This is a genomic window from Tabrizicola sp. (assembly GCF_041913445.1).
Taxonomy (GTDB): domain Bacteria; phylum Pseudomonadota; class Alphaproteobacteria; order Rhodobacterales; family Rhodobacteraceae; genus Tabrizicola.
The window spans coordinates 95,839-113,743 of record NZ_JAYSFG010000010.1 but is presented as its reverse complement, the minus strand read 5'-3'; the positions used below and the strand labels follow the sequence as shown (position 1 = coordinate 113,743).

The following is a 17,905-nucleotide window of genomic DNA, read 5'->3' as shown; positions in this document are numbered from 1 at the left end:
TCAGTAGTCCGTCTCGATGTAGAGGCTCATCGTCGAGAAGCCGATCACCGACGAAACGCCGCCCACGCTCATGTAGCTGTAGGGCGCGATCAGCGTCGTGGTCGAAGGCAGGTCGGTCGTGACCGTTCCCGTCGCGACCGCGTTCGTCACCAGGTTGGTAATCTCGTAGGTCACCGCCGAAGTTGTGCCGGGCCGGCTGAACATCGCGATCTCGTAGACCGCGGTCAGGTCGGTATTCGGCTTGGGGAAGCCTGCCCCCAGGTCGATCTTCGTCGCGGTGCCGGTTCCGTCATTGTGCATGAACTGGATGTTGGCATCGGCGGAATCGTAGCCCATCCCGCAGATGTTGGTCTGCGTCGACGGGTTGACGTCCGTCGGCGCCGCCGTCGTGTTGCGCATCCCGACGAAGGCCCGGTGCGCCGCGTTGGTGACGCCCGTCGCCGGCCCCCAGCGCCAGATCAGGTGGAAGCCCCCGAGGCCCGCAGAGGGTCCGCCGATGGTGAACTGGACCGCCCCGCCCCGGATGCCCGCAACCGCCGTTGTCGAGGCGGTGGTGACCCTCCAGGACCGCCGCCGCATGTAGTTGTGCAGATTGTTCGTCGCGACGTTCTCGGCCGTGGCCGTGCCCGTGGCCGAGATGAGGATCCCCGTCTGCGTGTCGGCCGCGCCGTTCCCGGCCGGGATGAACGTGGCGATCTTGTTGCGCCCGTAGTGCGGCTGGAGCGAGCTGTCCAGACCCGACGGCCCGACAAAGGCCGGCAGGATGCGGCCGGCCACGTCGCGGCCGAAGAGCTTCACCCCTCCCGCTGCCGGAGCCACCGGCGTCGCGATCGCCGGCAGGCGCAGCTGCCCGCCCTCGATCTCGACATCCGCCGCGCCGGCGAAGCTGCCGGCGTTGTTGAACTGGATCTCCCCGCTCGCCCCGCCCGGCGCGCCGCCACCGCCGCCCGGAGGTGCCGCCCAGGTCCCGTCCGCCCGCAGGAAGTTCGCCGTCCCCCCGCCCGAAGCCGGGGCCAGCCCCTTCAGCGTCGGCGAGAACGTGTCCAGAAGCGCCGTCACCTGCGTCCCCGTCAGGTCCGCCGGATCCGCCGCCGCCCCCGTCGCGTTGCCCTTGACCGTCGCCGCCGGCATGTTCGCCAGCTTCGCGTTGGTCACCGCATCCGCATCGACCGTCCAGCTCGCCCCCGACCCGCTGACCGTGATGTCCCCCTTGTCCCCGTCCGTGACCCCTCCCCCGGCCGGAGGCGCCGCCCAGGTCCCGTCCGCCCGCAGGAAGTTCGCCGTCCCCCCGCCCGAAGCCGGAGCCAGGCCCTTCAGCGTCGACGAGAACGTGTCCAGAAGCGCCGTCGCCTGCGTTCCCGTCAGGTCTTCCGGTGCACCCGTGCCCGCCGTAGCCCGCCCCTTCAGCGTTCCCGTCGCGACGTTGGCAAGCTTCGCATTTGTCAGCGTCGCCGCCGCAACCTGCGCATCCACCAGCGGCGCCGCGACGATGTTGCCCGCCACGCGCCCCACGACCGAGTTCGTGCCCACCGCCAGGTCGCCCGGGTCTGCCGTCGCCCCCGTCGCATTGGCCTTGATCGTGTTCGCCGCCATGTCCGCGGCCTTGGTGTTGTCCACCGCATTGGCGGCGATGGTCAGCGCCGTGCCGCCCGCCACCTTGGTCACGTCCCCGGTGAAGGCCGAGGTACGGATCGACCCCGTCCCGCTGAACTCGATCCCGCCGGTGACCGTGATCGCCTCGGGGTCTCCCGTCCCCGCCGTATCCCGTCCGATCAAGCTGTCAGTGGCGATGTCGGCCAGCTTGGTGAAGCCCACCGCATTGGCCGCGATGGTCGTGGCCCCATCCCCGGCCGAGGTCACATCGCCCGAATGGTTCGGGTGGACATAGTTGTTCGCCCCCGTCGCCACGCCGTCGAGCTTGGTCTTGTCCGCGCTGGACATGAACCCGGCCACCGAAGTCGTCGCCACCGCGTGCAGCGCGCCCCCCGCCCGGCTGCCATGAGCCGTGTCGTCGAACCGCGCGGCGGGGAGGGTGCCCGCCGTCAGATCCGCAGCCGAGCCGCTGGTGGCCACCGCCGCCAGCCCGGTGATGGTCGCCGCCGCCTGCGTCCCGGTATGGTTCGCGCGGTTCAACAGGAAACTGTCCGCCGCATTCGCCGTCGCCCCGTTCGCCACGTTCAGCACCGTCCGCACCTGCGCCGCCGTCAGCGCCTCCGGGCTGCCGGTCCCGGCCGAGGCCCGGCCGAGGATCGTGCTCGTCGCCAGGTCTGCCATCTTGCCCAGCGTCACCGCACCCGCGTCGATCGTCCATGTCGCGCCCGACCCGGTGACGGTGATGTCGCCCTTGTCCCCATCGACCACGCCCCCGGACGACCCGCCGACGACCTGCGTCGTCCCGGCGCTGCGCACCTTCACCTCGCCCGTGGTGGTGTTCAGCCACAGCGTCCCGTCTGCCGGCGTCGCGGGATCCGCCGCCTGTCCACCCAGATGCAGCGGCTCGGGCAGGGTCACTTCGCCCGTGGCGGCATCGGCCTCAAGCGCGGTGAAGAAGGTCGACCCGTCGGCGCTGACCTTGACGCTGAAGTCGTCCGACCCGGCCGTCCCCATCTCGGCGCGACCCGAGAATCCCGTCTGGAACAGAAGGCTCGCCGTATCGCCCGCGGCGGCCTTGTTCAGCTTCAGCTGATGGCCCGCGCCGGCATGGTTGAGGAGCGTTGCGGGCGAGGACACCGCCAGCCGGTTCGTCGCGTCCGACGTGGCCGAGACGCCAAGACGCCCCACCGTGAAGGGCCCGTCCGACAGCGCGATCCAGGTCAGGCCGTTGAAGAAGGCCATCTGGCTTTCCGCCATGACATAGGCCTGCCAGCCGTTCAGCGGCTGCGTGAACTGCCAGCCCGCCTCGGTGTAAAGCGCGATCCGCCCCGTCTGCCCGACCCAGGGCCCCGTCGCCCCCGCCGCCACGATATGCCGGTCGCCAATGGTCGGCAGCGGCGGCGGCGTCGTCAGCGTGCGGCTGATCACCGCCAGCTGAACCATCAGGTCCAGCTTCACCAGCGCCTCGTTGTGGGTGACATGCTTCTGCGCCTGCGCCGGAAGGATCAGGGGCAGCGACAGGATCGTCGTTTCATCGGGCATCAGAACCTCCGCGGGATCGCCTTGGCCGGGACCCTAGGAAAGCTTCCTTCACACCGCCTGATCAGACCGCGCGCCGCGCCCCCACCCCACGCAACGCGCGGACCCATGGGATCGCCCCGGTCGCCCGGCGGCCCCGCCCCTCAGACCATCCCCACCCTCCGGCTCTGCCCGCAGAACGCCCCGCCCGCCTTTCATCTTTGCCGAAATATCCCCGCCGGAGGCCCCGACCTACCCAACCGCGTGCCGACGGGCGTCTCTAAGCCACCAGGGTAGGGTGGGCGACACGCCCACCCTACGGTCAGGGCTCCTCGACCAGAGCGGGGGCCTGCCGCTCCCGCCGCGCCTCGGCCCAGGTGTTGGCGCTGATCGCGAGGATGATCAGCGCTCCCCCGGCGATGACCCAGACCTCGACCGGCTCGCCAAAGGCCAGGGCTCCCAACAAAGCCGCCCAGATCAGCTGCAGGAATGTCACCGGCTGCGTCACCGCCAGTGGCGCGGCCCGGAACGCCCTCGCCATCGCGTAATGTCCCATCGTCGCCAGGCCCGCGACGCAGGCAAGCCAGGCATATTGCTCCCAGCGCACCGGCTCCCAGTGCAACAGCGCCAGCGGTGCCAGCCCCAACGTCACCGTCACCGACAGCACCGCCACGATGACCGAGGCCGGAGCCTCCCGGCTCAGCCGCTTGGCGATGATGTAGCTCATCGAGAAGAAGACCGTCGCGCCCAGCTGGGACAGATGCCCCAAGGACAGCTCCCGCAGCCCGGGCCGCAGGACGATCAGCCCGCCTGCCACCGCGATCAGCCCGCCTGCCACCGCGACCAGCACCGCCGCCACCCGCCGCGCCCCCAACCCCTCGCCCAGCAGAAGGCCCCCGATCACCAGGACCATCACCGGCCCAAGGAAGGCGATCGCCGCCATCTCGGCCACCGGGACCCGGGCCATGGCATAGAACCACAGGATCACCGCCACGACATGCAGCGCCCCGCGCCCCAGGAACATCCGCCCGACGCCGGGGGCGAACCGCATCCCCCGCATCGCCCAAAGCGCCGGCAGCAGGAACAGAAGCCCGATCCCGAACCGGATGAACGCCGACTGCGCCGCCGGAAGCTCGGTCCCAAGGTATTTGACGATGCCGTTGACCCCCACAAAGGAAAGCCCGGCCCCCGCCATCCACAAGGCCCCCTCAAGGGGCCGCCCCAGATCACTGACTGCGCGCATGGCCGCGACAGAAGCCGAAGGTGAGGGCAATGGCAAGGCGCCGCGTCAATCGTCGGGCGCGCGTGGGCGCACCGCACCCGAAAACAGTGTGAACACCACCCTAACGGAAATGACCAGCCGCTTGTAATCACTCCTTTTTCGGGAAATGTCCACCGTGGACACCTCACCCCCCGAACGCGAGCCCCGCCGCGATGGCCCACATCGTCACCCCCACGCCCACCTCCAGCCAGACCCAGGCCGAAGGCCTCGCGAAGACCGGGGCCAGGGCCCTCGCCCCGAACCCCAGCGCCGTGAAGAAGCTGACGGACGCGCAGGCCGCCGCCACCCCGAACACCGCCTGATGTGGGGCGTGCTGGGCCGAGATCGACCCGATCAGCACCACCGTATCCAGGTAGACGTGCGGGTTGGCCCAGGTCAGAAGAAGGCAGGTCCCCAGCACCGACTTCAGCGACGCCGCCCCCGCTTCCGACGGCCGCAGCGCCTCGCCCCCCCGCAGCGCAGCGCGGAACCGCAGCGCCCCATAGACCAGCAGGAACCCGACCCCCAGCCAGCGCATCGCCTCGGCGAACCACGGCACAGCTGCCGACAGCGACCCGAACCCCGCTACCCCCGCCCCGATCAGCACCGCGTCCGAGACCGCGCAGACCGCCACCACCGGCCCCACATGTTCCCGCCGCAGCCCCTGCCGCAGCACGAAGGCATTCTGCGCCCCGATCGCCAGGATCAGCGACAGCGCCACGAAATAGCCCTGCACCGCCGCCTCAAGCACGCGACAGCTCCCACAGCGCCGCCATCGCGTCGTCCTGCCGGTCCCACTGCACGAAGAGGTGGTCATGGTGATACCCCGCCACCACGTTGCAGCTGATCCCCACCCGGCCCAGCGCCCCCGCGAAGGCCGCCGTCAGCCCCACCGCCGCGAGGTCGCTGTGCACCGTCAGGCTGATCCGCGCCCAGGGCTCCGACGCCATCCCCGCCGCCCGCATCCCGGCCAGGGGCGCGATCACCGTCAGGCCCTCGGCCTCGGCCACCGTGGCGAAGGGGGCGACCGGCACCACGCCTCCGGTCCAGACCGCATAGCCATAGGGCTCGGGATGCAGGACCGGCTCCATCGTCGCCAACAATACCTTCAGATCGCTTTCCGCCACGGCACCCTCCCCTTTTCGATTGACCTACGGCCCGCAGACGGGAAACTCCAGTTAATCGTCCTCTCCTTGATTAAGCACTACTAATGCACGATCCCGCCCAGCTCGCCGCCCTCGCCGCCGTCCACCGCCGCGGCGCCTTCGACCTTGCGGCGGCAGAGCTGCATGTCACTCCCTCGGCCATCTCGCAGCGGATCAAGGCGCTGGAAGAGGCGACCGGGGCCCTCCTCATCCGCCGCGGCACGCCGTGCCAGGCGACCGAGACCGGCCTCCGCCTCATCCGCCACCATGACGAGATCGCGCTTCTGGAACGAACGCTCGCGCAGGACCTCGGCCTTGCAGCCGGCCCCGCCACGCTGCGCATCGCGGTCAATGCCGACAGCTTGGCCACCTGGGTCATCCCCGCCCTTGCGGCCACCGAAGGCTTCCTCTTCGACCTCGTCATCGACGACCAGGACGTGAGCCAGGACTGGCTGCGGCGCGGGGACGTGGTGGCCGCCATCACCGCCCATCCCGGCCCGCTGCCGGGCTGCGACACCCTGCCGCTCGGGCGGCTCCGCTACCGCGCCACCGCATCACCGGAGTATCTGCGCAGGTGGTTCCCGCAGGGCGTCACGCCCGAGAGCCTTGGGAAGGCGCCCGCGCTGACCTTCTCGGACGAGGACCAGCTCCAGGCCCGCTGGGCCGCCGCCCGCGGCCTTGCCCGCGCCGCGCTGCCGACGCACCGGATCGCGTCGTCGCAGGCCTTCGTCGATGCCTGCCTTGCGGGCCTCGCCTGGGGGATGAACCCCGACCTCCTGGTGGCGGGCCACCTGGCCCAGGGTCGCCTGGTCGAACTTGTCCCGGACACACCGCTCGACGTCGCCCTCCACTGGCAATTCACCCGCCTTGCCGCCCCGGCTCTGGCCCCGGTGACCGAGGCGGTCCGGCGGGCCGCGAAACAGGCCCTCGTGCAATAGAAAACGGGGGCGGCTTTCGCCACCCCCGTTCCCTAACCCCCGAAGGGATAAGGCTTACGCCAGAGCCAGGTTCACAGCCGATTCACGGCCGTTGCGGTCCTGCTCGATGTCATAGGTCACGGCCTGCCCATCGGGCAGCGAGCGGATGCCCGCGCGTTCCAGAGCGGTGATGTGGACGAACACGTCCTTCGAACCGCCTGCGGGGGCGATGAAGCCGAAACCCTTGGTGGCGTTGAACCATTTCACGGTGCCATTGGCCATCGTGATGTCTCCTGTCATGTCTGCCACCCGCGAGCTTGCGGTGGCCTGGCCCAGTGTCGTCGCGATCGAATGACTGAGGGCCGAAGCAGACAGCAGAACGAAAGAGAAGAAGCTACGCCCCACCCACATGCGCCTTTGCCGGGCACAAAGCAAGGCCAAGTGGACCGCTTTCTTGAAAGAAATCGGCCGGAGCCTTGGAAGGCTCCGACGCGGAGTTTGCGAAAACTCTGCCCGCGGCGCGATTTTCAGCCGCGCCCGGGACAATCAGCGGCTAGAGTTGGGCGGCCACGTCCTCGGGGACGTCGAAATTGTGCGTCACGGTCTGGACGTCGTCGTCCTCTTCCAGAAGGTCGATCAGGCGCATCAGCTTCTGCGCGGTCTCAAGGTCGACCTCGGTGCGGGTCTGCGGCTTCCAGACCAGTTTCGATTCCGTGGACTCGCCCAGCGCCTTCTCCAGCGCGTCCGAGACTTCCGACAGGTTCTCGACCTTGCAATAGATCCAGTGGCCGTCCTCGTCGCTTTCGACGTCGTCGGCCCCGGCCTCCAGCGCCGCCATCATCACGTCGTCTGCCGACCCGACGCTGGCAGGATAAGAGATCTCGCCCACCCGGTCAAAGCTGTGGGCGACCGAGCCGGTGGTGCCGAGGTTCCCGCCGCACTTGGTGAAATAGGACCGCACGTTCGACGCGGTGCGGTTCAGGTTGTCGGTCATCGCCTCGACGATGATCGCGATCCCGTTGACGCCGTAGCCCTCGTACCGGATCTCGGTGTAATCCGCCCCATCGCCCATCTGGGACTTCTTGATCGCGCGGTCGATCACGTCCTTCGGCATGGACTGCGCCTTCGCCGCCTTCACGGCCAGCCGCAGGCGGGGGTTCATGTCGGGGTCAGGCATCCCCATCTTGGCCGCGACGGTGATTTCCTTCGACAGCTTGGAAAACATCTTCGAGCGCAGCTTGTCCTGCTTGCCCTTGCGATGCTGGATGTTCGCCCATTTCGAATGGCCTGCCATTTGGCCTTACCTCGGTCCCATTTCGGTGATGGCGTCCTCTACACCGCCGCCACGGCGGGAAGCAACCCCCGCGCCCCGGGGTCGCCGTCGTCCGCCGCGCGCAGGGCCGCCCCTCAGTCGTCCGAGAGGTCCGCCGGAGGGGGCGAGACGAACACATGGTCGCGCCCCGTCGCGTCTGTGATCACCACCTCGGCCATGGGCGGCACCGCGCCCTCGGCCCCCAGCGCCTGGGTCAGCCCGGTGAAAAGCTGGTGGAGGAGGTTCGGGTTCTCGACCACGTCCACCGCATAGCCGAAGCCCGGCCCGCAATTGTCGAACCGCCCCGCGCCCCCGGCCTCGGCCCAGCGCGCCCTGCAGGTCGTTCCGTCCGACAGGGTCAGCGTCAGCACGTCCGCCGACAGCCGCGCCGCTTGCGGCACCGGGCTGCCTGCCATCGAGGCACACCCCCCGAGGGCCAGTACAACCAGAAGCTTGCGCATGTCAGTCCTCCTACAGCGGCCAGACCAGCGGGATCAGCGTGCAGGCCACCAGCATCACGATGATGTTCAAGGGCAACCCCACCTTGGTGAAGTCGCTGAAGCGGTAACCGCCCGGCCCATAGACCATCATGTTCGTCTGATAGCCCACCGGCGTCGCAAAGGCGAGCGTGGCCGAGAACATCACCGCCACCACGAAGGGCCGCGGGTCATGGCCCAGCTTTTCCGCCAGCTCGATGGCGATGGGCGTGTAGATCACCGCCACCGCGTTGTTCGACAGGAACTCGGTCAGCACCAACCCGATGAAATAGACCGCCAGGATCAGGGCGAAAGGCCCCAGCCCCTCCAGCCAGGGCGCGACCGCGGTCACGATCATCCCCACGGCACCGGACTGGTCCAGCCCCTCGCCCACGGCGAGCATGGCGAAGATCATCGCCAGCAGGCGCCCGTCCACGAAGCTGAACGCCTCGTCGCTGTCCACGCATTGGGTGACCAGGATCACTGCCACCGCCACCAGGGCCAGCGCAAGGATCGGAGCCAGGTCGATGGCCGACAACAGCACGATCCCCGCCAGCGCCGCCAAAGCGATGGGCGCCTTGGCCCGCCGGAATGCCATCACCCGCGGCCGGTTCACGTCGACAAGGTCCATGTCCGCCGCCAGCCGCTGGATGTCCTCGACCGTGCCTTCCAGAAGCAGCGTGTCCCCCACCCGCACGATCAGGTCATCGAGCTGCCGACCGATGTTCTGGTTCCGCCGGTGTACCGCCAGCACGTAGACCCCGTAGCGCCGCCGCAGCCGCAGGTCGCCCAGCCGGTTGCCCTCCATCCGGCAGCCGGGGCCGATCAGCACCTCGACGGTCTCGGTGTTGACCGAAGAGAGCTTGTCGACCAGGTGCACGTCCTTGCGTTCGTGCAGGCCCATGAGCTCGGTCATCTCGGTCCGCAGGACCACCCGGTCCCCCGCCTGCAAGGTCACCGGCCCCAGGTCGCGCCGCAACGACGCGTCGCCCCGCAACACGTCGATCACCCGCACCCCGTCGCGCTTGAAAAGGTCGATGTCCAGGACCGGCTGGCCGATCAGCTGGCTGTCCTCGGGCACCGCGACTTCGGTGAAGAACTTCATCTTCCGCCGGTCATTCAGCAGGACCCCCATCGACTGCCGCACCGGCAGAAGCCGGTCGCCGAAAAGCAGCAGGAAGATCCCGCCCGCGATGGTCACTGCGATACCGATGGGGGCGATCTCGAACAGGCTGAAATGCTCCAGCCCCCGGTCCGCCGCCACTCCGTCGACCAGGATGTTGGTCGAGGTGCCGATCAGCGTGATCATGCCACCCAGGACCGTCATGTAGCTGAGCGGGATCAGCAGCTTGGACGGCGCCCAGCCGATCTTCACCGCCAATTGCATCACCACGGGGATCATCACCGCGACAAGCGGCGTGTTGTTCATGAAGGCCGAGGCGACCGCAATCGACCCGATCAGGACCACGACCACGGTCTTCGGCCGGTCCCCGGCATGGCGCGTGACGATCGAAACGACGGATTCCACCGCTCCGGTCCGCACCAGCCCGCCCATCACCAGGAACATCAGCGCAATGGTCCATGGCGCGGGGTTCGCCAGGACCGAGGTCGCCTCTTTCACCGGCAGGATCCCCAGCACCAGCATCGCAGCCGCCGCGCCGATGGCCGTGACCTCGACCGGTGTCCGCTCCAGCACGAAAAGGACGAACATCACCGCCAGGATCACCAGGGCGACCCAGGGCTGGTACTCGATGGGGACAGAAAGCCCGAACATCAGACCCTCTCCGCCTTCGACCGCGTGCGCGGCTGCACCAGAGCGACGCCCGCAAGCATCACCGCCAGCGCCAGCCACACCGTTGCACTGGGACGCTCGCCCAGCAGGACCATCGCCCAGATCATGCCCGCCGCCGTCACCAGATAGCTCGACTGCGCGGCAAAGACCGCCCCCGCAGTGGCCGCCAGCCACACGTAGCTTGCGTAAAGCAGCGCGTGCAGTGCCGAGGACAGCGCCAGCGCCGCGTCATCCCGGCCCAGGGGCCACGGCGAATAGCCCTGGTCCAGGATCAGCATCACCGGCGCACAGAGGATCAGCCCCATCAGGCTGGCCCCCAGCATCGCCTGCAACGCATCCATCCCCAGCGTCCCGCGATGGGCCACATAGGTCGCCTCCATCGCGTAGAAGAGTGGCCCGACCAGCGCCACCGGCAGCCAGCCCAGCATCGCCGCATCCGGCAGGGCCGCGCCGGGGGCGGCCAGAAGCCCGACACCCAGAAGTCCCATCGCGAGCCCGACCAGCCGCAGCTCCGAAAACCGGTCCATCCCCAGCGCCAGCGCCATCGGGAACGCCAGCATCGGGATCATCGCGATGATGATCGACATGATCCCCGACGGCAGATGCGCGACCGAGGCGTAGAAGGTCCCGTTGGGGATGATCGTGCCCAGCACCGCCACGATCACGTAGAACCGCAGCGCCGGCCCCGTCAGCTTCATCCCCTTGCGCCGCACAAGCGCAATCGCGCCCAGCACCGCGACCATCACCGCCTGCTGCCAGAAGATCAGCCCGAAAGGCCCATGTCCCGTCTCGGTGGCGATCTTCCCCAGCGGATGCGTGGATCCCCAGCCGACCCCCAGCCAGACCAGCACCGCAACGAAGAACCACCGCCCCGGCTTCCAGGAGCCAGCCGTCGCAGCCAGGTGCCTCCCCTCCCCCCCGTGGGGAGGGGAAGGGGGTGGGGGGACCGCTGCTACATCCGTCACGGCACCGACTCCTGCAGCTTGCCGCCAACCCGGATCATCCGGACCTTCGTTGCCAGTCCCGTCCTGTCATCCGTCTCCACATAGACGCCCGAGAGCGTGGCCTCGCCGCCCGCAGGCTCGAACCGCCCCTTGGCCATCCCGGTCAGGAAGCGGCGCAGCGGCTCCAGCTTCTCCATCCCGATGACGCTGTCATAGTCGCCGCACATGCCCGCGTCGGACTGGTAGGCCGTGCCCTTGCCCAGGATCATCGTGTCGGACGTCGGCACATGGGTATGCGTGCCCACCACGAGGCTCGCCATCCCGTCGCACCAATGCCCCATCCCCATCTTCTCGGACGTCGCCTCGGCATGGAAATCCACGATCGCCGCCTGAACCACGCCGCCCAGCGTGTGGCTCTTCAGCACCGTCTCCAAGGCGCTGAACGGGTCATCGAAGGGCCGCTTCATGAACACCTGGCCCAGCGCCTGCGTCACCAGGACCTTGCGCCCCTGCGTCGCCTCGAACACCCGCGCGCCCCGGCCTGGAGCCACCTTGGAGAAATTCAGCGGCCGTACGATCCGCGGCTCCTGCTCGATGAACGACAGCATGTCCTTCTGGTCGAAGGCATGGTCGCCCAGCGTCAGGCAGTCGGCCCCCGCCGCAAGCAGTTCCTTGGCATGGTCCCCGGTGATCCCCGCGCCCTGGCTGGCGTTCTCGCCGTTCACCACGACGAAATCCAAACCCCAGGCCGCCCGCAATCCGGGCAACCGCTCGATCACCGCCGTCCGGCCCGACCGGCCCACGACATCGCCAAGGAAAAGCAGTCTCATGCCCCCCCGATTAGGCGGGGGCCGGGGTTCCGGCAAGCGGAATGACACCCGGCCCCCGGAAAAAGCGCCGCTATTCCGGCGGCAAAGCGGAAGCCGGAACAACCGCCCAAGGGGAAGATTGTTCTGTGGAAATCCTCCGCCGGGGCAAATCCTTCTCCTCCGCTCCGAATCGAGCCGATTTCACCGCGCCCCGTTTCCCTGCCCGCCCCGCCGCATTATCTGTTGCCCATGACCACGCTCCCCCCAGCCCTCTCGACCTGGTTCGCCGCCAAGGGCTGGACCCTGCATCCGCACCAGGAGGAGATGCTGGCCAAGGCAAACGACCCCGCCACCCTCCTCATCGCCCCGACCGGAGGCGGCAAGACCCTCGCCGGCTTCCTCCCCACCCTTGCCGAGCTTGGCCCCACTCCCCCAGCGGGCCTCCACACCCTCTACGTCTCCCCCCTCAAGGCGCTGACCGCCGACATCCGCAGGAACCTCGGCACCCCCATCGAAGGCGCGGGTCTGAAGATCCGGGTCGAGGACCGAACCGGCGACACCTCCTACACCCAGCGCCGCCGCCAGCGCGCCGACCCGCCGCATATCCTGCTGACCACGCCGGAAAGCCTCGCCCTCCTCCTCAGCTACGAAGACGCCCCCCGCATTTTCGCGGGCCTCCAGCGGGTCATCGTCGACGAGATCCATGCGCTGGCGGAATCGAAACGCGGCGACCAGCTCGTCCTCCAGATCGCCCGCCTGCAATCGTTGAACCCCAGCCTCCGCCGCGTTGGCCTCTCCGCCACGGTGGAGAACCCGCCCGCCCTCGCCCGCTTCCTCGCGCCCGACACCGCGATCCTCGAAGCCGACCCCGGCCCCGACCCCGACATCTCCATGCTGGAAACCGAGGCCCCGCCCCCCTGGTCCGGCGGCGGCGGCCGCTATGCCATCCCGGCGATCCTGAACGAGATCACGCGTCACAAGACCACGCTCATCTTCCACAACACCCGCGCCCAGGCCGAGCTCTTCTTCCACGACCTCTGGCTGCAGAACACTCAGGACCTGCCCATCGGCATCCACCACGGGAGCCTCTCCCGCGAACAGCGCGAACGGGTGGAAAAAGCCATGTCCGCCGGGGCCTTGCGCGCCGTCGTCTGCACCGGATCCCTCGACCTCGGCATCGACTGGGGCGACGTGGACCTCGTGATCCAGGTCGGCGCCCCGAAGAACGTCAAACGCCTCGTCCAGCGGATCGGCCGCGCCAACCACCGCTACAACGCGCCCTCCAAGGCGCTTCTCGTCCCCGCGAACCGCTTCGAGGTCGTCGAATGCCAGGCCGCCCTCGACGCCGTCCGCGCCCATACCCTCGACGGCGAACCCCGAGGGCCGGGTCCAAGGGACGTCCTCTGCCAGCACATCCTCGCCACCGCCTGCGCCGGTCCCTTCGACGCAGACCAGCTTTACGCCGAAGTCATCACCGCCGGCCCCTACGCGCACCTCACCCGCCCCGAATTCGACGCCTGCCTCGACTTCACCGCCACCGGCGGCTACGCGCTGAAAGCCTACGACCGCTGGCAGCGCCTGAAGCAGACCCACGGCAAATGGCACCTCCGCGACCCCCGTGCAGCCGCCCTCATCCGCCAGAACTTGGGCACCATCATCGACACCGAAAACCTGAAGGTCCGCCTCCGCGGCCACGGCGCCCCCCTGGGCGAGGTGGAGGAAGGCTTCGCCGCCTCCCTCACCCCCGGCGACACCTTCCTGATCGCCGGCCAGATCGTCCGCTACGAATCCTTGCGCGAAATGACGGTGGAGGTCTCCAAGACCCCCGGTCGCGACCCCAAGGTCGCCGTCTTCAACGGCACCAAGTTCGCCACCTCCACCCTCCTCACCGACCGCATCCTGGGCATCTTCCAGCAGGAAACCTGGCCCGACCTCCCCGCCCATACCGCCTGGTGGCTCTCCCTCCAGCGCGAGGTCTCACGCCTCCCCGATCCACACTCGCTTCTCCTGGAATCCTTCCCCCACGACGGCCGCGAACACCTGGTGATCTACGGCTTCGCCGGCCGCAACGCCCAGCAGACCCTGGGCCTCCTCGTCACGAAACAGATGGAATTCCAGGGCCTTGCCCCCCTGGGCTTCGTCGCCACCGACTACGCCACGCTCATCTGGGGCCTCGACCCGGTCACCGACCCCAGACCCCTCTTCGACCTCGAAACCCTCCGCGACGGGCTCGAACAATGGCTCTCCGGGAACGCGGTCATGAAGCGCACCTTCCGCGACACCGCGATCATCGCGGGCCTCATCGAACGCAGCCACCAGGGCCGCCGCAAGACCGGGCGCCAGGCCACCTTCTCCTCCGACATCCTCTACGACACGCTCCGCCGCTACGACCCAGACCACCTCCTTCTGCAGATCACCCGCGAAGAGGCGCTCCGCGGCCTCATCGACTTCTCCCGGATCGAGACCATGCTCGCGCGCGTCGGCCCCAACATCGACCTCCGCCGCCTCTCCCGCGTCACCCCCCTCGCCGCGCCCCTCTTCTTCGAGCCGAGCCGCATCCCCGTGCAGGGCGAGGGCCGCGACCGCCTTGCCATGACGCAGGCTCAACAGCTGATGGAAGCCGCAGGCCTCGCCTGACCCTTTCATCTTTGCCCAAATATCCCCGCCGGAGGCTCCGCCCCTTGCCACCCGCGCGCCGCCAAGCATAGAACAAACCATGCACCACGAGCTCTTCTTCCACGGCGAAACGCTGCACCTGATGCCCTCCGGCGCGCTCTACTGGCCCGCGCGGCGGACGCTCGCCGTCTCCGACCTCCACCTCGGCAAATCCGAACGCCTCGCCCGCCGCGGCGGCTCGCTCCTGCCCCCTTACGAGACGCAGGCGACGCTGGAGAAACTCGACCGCGACCTTGAACACACAAGGGCCGAGACCGTCGTCTGCCTCGGCGACAGCTTCGACGACCTCGCGGCGCTGAACGGGATCGAGGAATCCTCCCGTCTCTGGCTCACCCGCCTCATGGCCGGGAAAAGCTGGACCTGGATCACCGGCAACCACGACCCCGGCCCCATCGACCTTGGCGGCACGCACCGGGCAGAGCTGAAACTCCAGCCCTTCACCTTCCGCCACATCGCTGAGCCCACCGAGCGCGCCGAGATCTCCGGCCACTACCACCCCAAGGCCCGCCTCGCGGGACAAAGCCGGCCCTGCTTCCTCGCCGACGCCGCCCGCCTGATCCTTCCCGCCTACGGCGCCTACACCGGGGGTCTCCGCTGCGAGGACCCGGCCCTTGCCACGCTGATGGCAAAAGACGCGCTGGCCATCCTTACCGGTCGGAAAGCCATACCCATCCCCATGCCCCGCTAGGCAGTTCGCATCCTTGGGTGTTAGCGTCTCCGAATAGTGCCGTTACCGAGGACCCGAAGATGCGCCCCATCCTGCTTGCTGCCTGCCTTGCCGCGCTGCCGGCCCACGCCGACCCAGCCGCGGATTTCCAGCGCCTGACCGAGACCTTTCCGACACTCGGCTTCGACAGTGATGCCGAGGCGCAGCTGACCCAAGCCAAGGCCTTCGTCGCTGGGATGACGGGAAAGTGGGTCCAGGTCGGCCCGCTGATGGCGAACCTTAATGGCCAGTTTCCCGAGGCCGATGTGCTGGCGAGCGCCTGCGAAAAGGTCGGTCTTGCCGCGACGCCCGCGGGGATGGTGAGCTTTGAGCTGGAGATGCCCGGCAAGACCACGCCCTTCACGCTCCACCTGCGTTGGGTTGGCGGCACCAGCTATGTCTCGCGCTATGACGAGGCCGGTTGGCTGGCCCGGGTCTTCGGCGACAATCTGGAGAACATTCCGCCCCAGGTCATGGTCTCGACGCTGACGCAGACCGCCTGGAACGGGACGCTGACGCTGATCCCGGTGGGCGAGGACCTGATCTACATGCAGGCCCCGCAAGCCCCGGCGGACGTGCTCGCACGTTGCCCGGCGTGACGCGGACGTAGGGTGGGCGTGTCGCCCACCTTCCCTTGCGTCTAGGCGGTCAGACCCTTCGGCTCGGCCAGCCCGTTCGCGCGGCAGCAGGCCGTCAGCGTGTTCGCCAAGAGGCAGGCGATGGTCATCGGTCCGACCCCGCCCGGCACCGGCGTGATCGCCCCGGCCACTTCGGCGGCGCTCTCATAATGGACGTCGCCCACCAGCTTGCCCTTGCCGTCGCGCTCGATCCGGTTGATGCCGACGTCGATCACCGTGGCCCCCGGCTTCACCATGTCGCCGGTAATCATCTCCGGCCGCCCGACGGCTGCCACCAGGATATCCGCCCGCTTGCAGACCTCGGCCAGGTCCTTGGTGCGGCTGTGCGCGATCGTGACCGTGCAGCTGTCGCCCAACAGAAGCTGAGCCATCGGTTTGCCGACGATGTTCGATCGCCCTACGACGACGGCATTCAGGCCTGCAAGCTTCCCATGATGATCCCGCAGCATCATCAGGCAGCCCAAGGGCGTGCAGGGGACCATCGACTTCTGCCCGGTGCCGAGGAGGCCGACGTTCGAAATGTGGAATCCGTCCACATCCTTCGCCGGGTCGATCCGGTTGATCACCAGCTCGCTGTTCAGATGCCCCGGCAGCGGCAATTGCACGAGAATCCCGTGCACCTTCGGGTCCGCGTTCAGCTTGTCGACCAGCGCCAGAAGCTCTGCCTCCGACGTCTCTGCCGGCAGGCGATGTTCGAAGGATGCCATTCCGACCTCGATGGTCGAGGCGTGCTTGTTCTTGACGTAGACCTTCGACGCCGGGTCCTCGCCCACCAGCACCACCGCGAGGCCGGGGGTCAGCCCGTGTTCATCCTTCAGCCGCGTCACATGCTCGGCGACCTGCGCCCGCACATTCGCCGCAAAGGCCTTGCCGTCGATCACCTTGGCCGTCATCCCGTATCCCCTTGTTCAAACCGCCGCCGCGAAGGCCGAGCGGTAATGGTCCATCTGCAGGCGCGTCGCCAGCACCGCGTTCTTCATCAGGATCGCCACCGTCACCGGCCCGACCCCTCCGGGGACCGGAGTGATCCAGCCCGCCACCTCGGCGCAGCTGGCGAACTCCGCATCGCCCACCGTTTTCCCATCAACCCGGTTGATGCCGATATCGATCAGCGCCGCCCCTGGCTTCAGCATCTCTCCGCGCACCAGACCCGGCTTCCCCACCGCCACGAAGACCGCATCCGCCGCGCGGGAGTGCACCGCGACCTGCCGGGTCATGTGGTGGCAGACCGTCACCGTCGCGCCGAGGCCCATCATCAGGAAGGCGATGGGTTTGCCCACGATTTCCGAATGCCCGATCACGCAGACGTCCAGCCCTTCCATCTTCAGCGGCAGCGTCTTCAGGATCTCCACCGCCGCCACGGCCGTGCAGGGGCCCAGCGTCAGGTCGTTGTAGACGATGTTGCCGATGGACGAAGGGTGCATCCCCTCCACGTCCTTCATCGGATGCACCGCCTTCTGCAGGGCCTTCACCGGGATATGCGACGGGAGCGGCCGCTGGATGATGATCCCGTTGACCCGGGGGTCCGCGTTCAGGCCCGCGAGCACGCCCTGCAACTGCTCCAGGCTGATGCTTTCCGGGTAGTTCCGCGCCTCGAAGCCGACGCCCGCGGCTTCCGCCGACTTCTGCTGGTTGCGGACGTAAAGCTCCGCCGCCGCCACGTCGCCGACCGAGATCGACACCAGACGCGGGGCCCAGCCAAGGGCCGTCAAGCGCTCGGCCTCGGCCTTCGTCTCGTCACGCATCCGGGCCGCGATGGCCTTGCCGTCAATGAGTGTGGCAGTCATCGCGCCCCTGCTTTCATCCCTTTCGCAGACTGTCCGGCCCAAGCCTGCTTTCCTCGCGGGCGATGGACCAGTCGATCAGCCGCCGCCACAGTTTTTCCACCAGGTCGGGTGGCAGTCCGTGGGTCGCCGCATGTCGGCGCACGTTCTGCACCACTTCCTCCACCCGAGACCCGATCCGTGCCGGCAGATCGACCTCGGCCTTGATCTCGGCCGCGCGGTCGATGTAGCCCGCCCGTTCCGCGAACAGCCGGACGAGGTCTTCGTCCAGCCGGTCGATCTCGGCCCGGATCTCGGCCATCGTGGTGCAGTCGGCGGGCTTTCGCATCTTCAT

The 17,905-nt window shown here is 68.5% G+C and carries 17 protein-coding genes; 4 read left to right on the top strand and 13 right to left on the bottom strand.

All coding sequences use genetic code 11. The annotated features are described in order from the left end of the window. The 4 genes from ACE3Q6_RS13195 to ACE3Q6_RS13180 all read right to left on the bottom strand — a co-directional run bounded on the left by ACE3Q6_RS13195 (position 1) and on the right by ACE3Q6_RS13180 (position 5,499). Complete coding sequence (locus tag ACE3Q6_RS13195) at positions 1-3,135, bottom strand: DUF2793 domain-containing protein (RefSeq protein WP_374433025.1); 3,135 nt, start codon at positions 3,133-3,135, stop codon at positions 1-3. Between the two features lie 298 nt (positions 3,136-3,433). Then, complete coding sequence (locus ACE3Q6_RS13190) at positions 3,434-4,354, bottom strand: DMT family transporter (protein WP_374433022.1); 921 nt, start codon at positions 4,352-4,354, stop codon at positions 3,434-3,436. 163 nt (positions 4,355-4,517) lie between these two features. Further along, complete coding sequence (locus tag ACE3Q6_RS13185) at positions 4,518-5,123, bottom strand: LysE/ArgO family amino acid transporter (protein ID WP_374433020.1); 606 nt, start codon at positions 5,121-5,123, stop codon at positions 4,518-4,520. Next, positions 5,116-5,499 (bottom strand): ACT domain-containing protein, encoded by a 384-nt coding sequence (locus tag ACE3Q6_RS13180; RefSeq protein ID WP_374433018.1) that lies wholly within the window; start codon positions 5,497-5,499, stop codon positions 5,116-5,118. The genes ACE3Q6_RS13185 and ACE3Q6_RS13180 overlap by 8 nt, the downstream gene beginning before the upstream one ends. Positions 5,500-5,582: 83 nt before the next feature. Here ACE3Q6_RS13180 and ACE3Q6_RS13175 point away from each other — a divergent pair, with 83 nt between their 5' ends. Further along, positions 5,583-6,455, top strand: a complete 873-nt coding sequence (locus ACE3Q6_RS13175) for a LysR family transcriptional regulator ArgP (protein ID WP_374433016.1) — start codon at positions 5,583-5,585, stop codon at positions 6,453-6,455. A 54-nt stretch (positions 6,456-6,509) separates the two neighbouring features. Here the strand turns inward: ACE3Q6_RS13175 and ACE3Q6_RS13170 are convergent, their stop codons facing one another. From ACE3Q6_RS13170 to ACE3Q6_RS13145, 6 genes are all read right to left on the bottom strand, one after another. Beyond that, entirely contained in the window at positions 6,510-6,716 is a 207-nt protein-coding gene (locus ACE3Q6_RS13170; RefSeq protein ID WP_149588885.1) for a cold-shock protein, read from the bottom strand. A 271-nt stretch (positions 6,717-6,987) separates the two neighbouring features. Further along, on the bottom strand, positions 6,988-7,728 hold the full coding sequence (locus ACE3Q6_RS13165; RefSeq protein WP_374433013.1) for a YebC/PmpR family DNA-binding transcriptional regulator: 741 nt from the start codon (positions 7,726-7,728) through the stop codon (positions 6,988-6,990). Positions 7,729-7,841: 113 nt separating this feature from the next. Then, on the bottom strand, positions 7,842-8,207 hold the full coding sequence (locus ACE3Q6_RS13160) for a hypothetical protein (protein WP_374433011.1): 366 nt from the start codon (positions 8,205-8,207) through the stop codon (positions 7,842-7,844). 10 nt (positions 8,208-8,217) lie between these two features. Beyond that, entirely contained in the window at positions 8,218-9,996 is a 1,779-nt protein-coding gene (locus ACE3Q6_RS13155; RefSeq protein ID WP_374433009.1) for an SLC13 family permease, read from the bottom strand. After that, positions 9,996-10,865 carry a DMT family transporter gene (locus tag ACE3Q6_RS13150; RefSeq protein WP_374433006.1) on the bottom strand — a complete coding sequence of 290 codons (870 nt, stop codon included), beginning with the start codon at positions 10,863-10,865 and terminating at the stop codon, positions 9,996-9,998. The genes ACE3Q6_RS13155 and ACE3Q6_RS13150 overlap by 1 nt, the downstream gene beginning before the upstream one ends. Before the next feature lie 110 nt (positions 10,866-10,975). Then, positions 10,976-11,788 carry a YmdB family metallophosphoesterase gene (locus ACE3Q6_RS13145; RefSeq protein WP_374433001.1) on the bottom strand — a complete coding sequence of 271 codons (813 nt, stop codon included), beginning with the start codon at positions 11,786-11,788 and terminating at the stop codon, positions 10,976-10,978. A gap of 228 nt (positions 11,789-12,016) precedes the next feature. Between ACE3Q6_RS13145 and ACE3Q6_RS13140 the strand changes: the two genes are divergently transcribed. The 3 genes from ACE3Q6_RS13140 to ACE3Q6_RS13130 all read left to right on the top strand — a co-directional run bounded on the left by ACE3Q6_RS13140 (position 12,017) and on the right by ACE3Q6_RS13130 (position 15,748). Further along, positions 12,017-14,404 (top strand): ligase-associated DNA damage response DEXH box helicase, encoded by a 2,388-nt coding sequence (locus ACE3Q6_RS13140; RefSeq protein ID WP_374432998.1) that lies wholly within the window; start codon positions 12,017-12,019, stop codon positions 14,402-14,404. Between the two features lie 79 nt (positions 14,405-14,483). Beyond that, a complete protein-coding gene (pdeM, locus tag ACE3Q6_RS13135; protein ID WP_374432996.1) occupies positions 14,484-15,131 on the top strand; it encodes a ligase-associated DNA damage response endonuclease PdeM in 648 nt (215 codons plus the stop codon). A 59-nt stretch (positions 15,132-15,190) separates the two neighbouring features. Beyond that, a complete protein-coding gene (locus ACE3Q6_RS13130; protein ID WP_374432994.1) occupies positions 15,191-15,748 on the top strand; it encodes a hypothetical protein in 558 nt (185 codons plus the stop codon). A 41-nt stretch (positions 15,749-15,789) separates the two neighbouring features. Here the strand turns inward: ACE3Q6_RS13130 and folD are convergent, their stop codons facing one another. From folD to ACE3Q6_RS13115, 3 genes are read right to left on the bottom strand one after another with little or no spacing between them, the layout of a single operon-like run. Then, positions 15,790-16,680, bottom strand: a complete 891-nt coding sequence (gene folD / locus ACE3Q6_RS13125) for a bifunctional methylenetetrahydrofolate dehydrogenase/methenyltetrahydrofolate cyclohydrolase FolD (RefSeq protein WP_374432992.1) — start codon at positions 16,678-16,680, stop codon at positions 15,790-15,792. A gap of 15 nt (positions 16,681-16,695) precedes the next feature. Beyond that, positions 16,696-17,574 (bottom strand): bifunctional 5,10-methylenetetrahydrofolate dehydrogenase/5,10-methenyltetrahydrofolate cyclohydrolase, encoded by an 879-nt coding sequence (locus ACE3Q6_RS13120; protein ID WP_374432989.1) that lies wholly within the window; start codon positions 17,572-17,574, stop codon positions 16,696-16,698. Positions 17,575-17,587: 13 nt separating this feature from the next. Further along, on the bottom strand, positions 17,588-17,899 hold the full coding sequence (locus ACE3Q6_RS13115) for a chorismate mutase (RefSeq protein WP_374432987.1): 312 nt from the start codon (positions 17,897-17,899) through the stop codon (positions 17,588-17,590). Positions 17,900-17,905 lie beyond the last annotated feature (6 nt).